Here is a 2,363-nt window from a genome sequence, read left to right as displayed (position 1 = left end):
CCCCAAACCCCCCGTTGGGGACGCGGCGCGGTCACTGAGCTTTTACATTGAGCTTTTACATTAGACCTCGACCTAATATTATCTTAAGAGCAAAAGTCTTTCTAGCTAAAGAATCTAACCAAATAAAAATGATTTTAATTGCCTCATATTTTTTCAGTGAAATTGAATTAGCAACGATAGATATACATCCCAGTTATCGAACTATTTAGCTAGTACATAAGCTAACAGCAAGCTGTGATTGGGTTATAATTTTTGGAGATGTCTATTAAATGGAGTAGAAAACTGAAAAATAAAGGTAATGCTGTCAATGTAACTTAAATGGGTAAAAGCTTATCATGATCAAGATTATCTCATCAGCGATCGCGTGGGGAATGATCGATCAATTACAATCAATGGAAAACACTATGGGGTAGAAGTAAGGGGAAGAGTATTTGATCATCTGTCTCCTCAAGAAATGAAACGAGAGGATTGGCTGAAAGATTTTCATTGCCAAAGTGAAGAGTTTATAAGCTACAATGTGGGGACTATAGCTCGTCTAGTGATCTGGGTGAAACCGTCTATTTGTGATAGCATAGAGTTAGACTTCGACCATTTGGGAGAGGCAAACTATGATAGATTATAATTTAGACGCGGCGCATAGCATTCTCTATATGCGACCTACATCTGCACTTGCGGCGGAAGATTTTGTCAAGATTGCGGAGGCAGTGGATCCCCACATTGAAGCCACTGGTGGCCTTGCTGGCGTAATCGTTGAAGTTCCCGAGTTCACTGGTTGGGATAGTTTTGGGGCCTTGGTCGCTCATTTCCGGCTGATACGCGACCATCACAAGTACGTCAGTAAGGTTGCCGTGGTGACTGATTCCACTCTGGTTAAACTCATCGAAAGTCTGGCTTCCCACTTTGTTTCAGCTGAAGTCAGGCAGTTCCCTTGGGGGGAAACTGAGGTAGCGACCCAATGGATATTGGGCGGTTCCTGATTCCCTTGCAGTATAATAGACATTTCCAGAAATTAACCTCAATCTGGCCTAAATTTTGGAGATGTCTAATACCAAATCCGTTTTTAATAGTACGATTAACTGCCCAGTTATCAGTTGTTTTTCCCTACTCCCTGCTCTCCTATGCCTTTTAACAGGATTTAGCCATAATCGGTGGAGTTGTTAGGTTTTGTTGCGAGGGACTAACCTACGAAACTCACCCCATCACCAGCCAATTGACTTTTTCAGCAAACCCTAATCAAAAAATCTCCCCGTAATAAGGGAGATTTTAGCCAATATCTAGAGTTATTCCCCGACAAATTACACTAATTTTAGATCGGGATAATTGGCGAGAATGTCGTCTTGACTGAGAATATCACCCTCGCTTTGGGGGGTCCAAATCACTTCTACCGCTAAAAGTCGATCGCCTCCCATACTACCAATTTGTTGCAGGGCCTGTTTCAAGTCTTGGGAGTCATTAATTTTCGGTAGAGAAAATTTACCAACAATGCCGGCTAAAATAGTCACCAAAATATAGCCTTCCGGTGCGGTTTTAGATAATTCTCCAGCCGATTCGGGTAAAATATTGTCTCTAGAACCTTGACGCAGTTGGTTATTGTAATTAGTTAAGGTTTCCGCCGTTAATTTACCGCGTTCGTTGAGAGACCACTGATTAAACTTCGCTTCTGCACTGCTGAGGCTGGTTTGTTGGCAATCGACGTTACCATAAACCCAGTATTCTGGATGACGTAACAGGGCGAGGGCCGATTCTTGTAAGACTTCGACGCGCCCCTCGGAGGTGCTAGTATCCACAGTTAGGGCGATTTGATTTAATTCTTGTTGCAGATAACGGGCATTAGCCAACAAACCCACCTGTACTTTAGCCACGGAGACGGTTTCATAACCGGATTCTATCGTCATACCATTCTCGTCACTGCCTCCACCATTACGGAAAGCATTAACGAGGAAGTTGGCAATAGCAAAAAAGATTAACAGAGAAATTAAGCCACCGCCACCACCACCCCAAAAGAAGGGTAAGAGGAAGGGAAAACCAATACCGCCACCGTAACCGGGGGAACTATAACCACCACCTCTAGAAGGACTAACACTGCGACTAGGGGCGCGAAAACTACCGCCACCCATTCTACCCCCCGATGCCGCCAAAGCACTGGGAATATTGCCGAAAACCAGCGTTGTCACTAATCCTAGAACTAATAACGGCTTGGCAAGCGATCGAACTTTAGTTAAAATTTTGTCAATCATAAGAACACCGAAGCAACCCTTTATTTACTAGCATAACGAGTTTCTCCCTCAGGGATAGACAAATCTTGAAATCAGTTATCAGTTATCAGTGATCATTTATCAGTGATCAGTTAGAAGGTGTTGGGT

The 2,363-nt window shown here is 43.4% G+C and carries 2 protein-coding genes and 1 pseudogene; 2 read left to right on the top strand and 1 reads right to left on the bottom strand.

Features of this window, described 5'->3' with window-relative positions:
• Positions 1-346 precede the first annotated feature (346 nt).
• Together IQ224_RS23055 and IQ224_RS23050 are read left to right on the top strand one after the other, a co-directional pair.
• Positions 347-622, top strand: a pseudogene (locus IQ224_RS23055) (papain fold toxin domain-containing protein); the annotation flags it as partial.
• Positions 609-977: an STAS/SEC14 domain-containing protein gene (locus IQ224_RS23050; RefSeq protein ID WP_036399390.1), complete on the top strand. Its 369-nt coding sequence runs from the start codon at positions 609-611 to the stop codon at positions 975-977. The pseudogene IQ224_RS23055 and the gene IQ224_RS23050, both read left to right, overlap by 14 nt.
• Positions 978-1,295: 318 nt before the next feature.
• Here the strand turns inward: IQ224_RS23050 and IQ224_RS23045 are convergent, their stop codons facing one another.
• Positions 1,296-2,237 carry a DUF1517 domain-containing protein gene (locus tag IQ224_RS23045; protein ID WP_002740787.1) on the bottom strand — a complete coding sequence of 314 codons (942 nt, stop codon included), beginning with the start codon at positions 2,235-2,237 and terminating at the stop codon, positions 1,296-1,298.
• Positions 2,238-2,363: the final 126 nt, after the last annotated feature.

Origin of the sequence: Microcystis sp. LEGE 00066 (genome assembly GCF_015207925.1) — a bacterium.
Lineage (GTDB): Bacteria > Cyanobacteriota > Cyanobacteriia > Cyanobacteriales > Microcystaceae > Microcystis > Microcystis ichthyoblabe_A.
Note: the sequence above shows the minus strand (reverse complement) of the source record. Positions and strands in the feature narration are given on the sequence as shown.